Genomic DNA, 1,335 nt, shown 5'->3' with positions numbered 1-1,335 from the left:
ACACACTCAGCTTCGGTTCGACAGGGCCTTTTGGGCCTGATTTTGCTCCGCCGTTGACACCACAACGCCTCAGAACAGCCCCTTCAACCAAGTTGCAATCACTTTTGCCACCTCTATCGCGGCGTCCCCAACAAGAAGCTTCATATGTCTGTGTTTTACGTCGAGGAGATCAATGTTGCTGCAATAATCAGTCCAGCCAAGGTATGGGTCGTTTTGCTTCTGGGCATTTTCTTGCCCTCGCACTAGCAGCGTCGGGCCATGAAAATACCCCGGGGCTGTTCGTCCTTCTAAAAGCTGCGCCTGCGATACCATGCCAAGCAATAACTGATGCGCAAATTTGGTATCTTGTGCCGAGATTTGGGCTGGAAAAACTCCGATATCAGCAAACACTGCTGCGACGCGTACAACTTTTTCATCTTCACTTAAGTTCGAAATGAAGTCGACCGACATTTTTGGGTCGAATTCCAGCAACACCTGATCAATATTGATGTTATAGGGGTCATTTGGACTGGCATCGTCCCACCCATTCTGATTTCCTACTGCGCTGCAATCCAGAATAACAATAGCATCAATATCATATCCCAGTGCTTGCAATCGGGTGGCTACATCATGCGCCACTTTCCCCCCCAACGACCAGCCGACGAAGATCAATGGCGTCGCGATGCTGCCGGTAATGGCGGAGATATAGCAAGACAACATTTCTGAGTAACTTGTAAATGAGGTTTCGATTGGTCTCATTCCTCGGGCTTGGATGCCCAGAACACATCCAAAGGGCTGCCATGCTCGTAACACAGGTTCTTGTCCAAATAAGGTTGGCAGCCCACCAGCTGGCGGGAAACAGACGATTGTCCTCTGCCCTATTTTTCTTTCTGCCGTAACCTGTCTAAACCGAACCAATGGGGAATAAGGCTGTGGACCAGACACGATCCGGGCCGCCAAACCTTCTACAGTTGGTACTTCAAATACATCGCGAACCGCGACCGCCTTGCCCGTTTCCTGTTCAAGACGGGTAACAAGATGGATACAGCTCAAGGAATCCCCGCCAAGTGCGAAAAAGCCATCGTGGCGGCTCACCTGTTTGGCCATAAGTAGCTCGCCGAAAACTTTTGCAACCAGTCTCTCTGTATTACTTGAAGGTGGTTCGTAAACTGAAAGCGCTGTTTCACCGATCACATCAGGGAGCGCCTTGCGATCAATCTTGCCTGATCGCGTAACCGGCAACCGCGACAAACCAATAAAACGCGAGGGAATCATATGCTCTGGAAGGCTTTTTCTAAGCACGGCGCGCAGATGCGGCAGATCCATAAGCCCCTCAAGATCCAGTACATGGACCTC

General features: G+C 50.5%; 1 protein-coding gene. It reads right to left on the bottom strand.

Translation table 11 applies throughout. From position 1 onward, the window contains the following. Positions 1-69: 69 nt before the first annotated feature. Positions 70-1,335 (bottom strand): thioesterase domain-containing protein (locus E1297_RS01765; protein ID WP_244327593.1); only part of this gene is annotated, 1,266 nt, incomplete at its 5' end.

The organism is Roseibium sp. RKSG952 (genome assembly GCF_009711355.1).
This window is presented reverse-complemented; position numbering and strand designations above follow the sequence as displayed.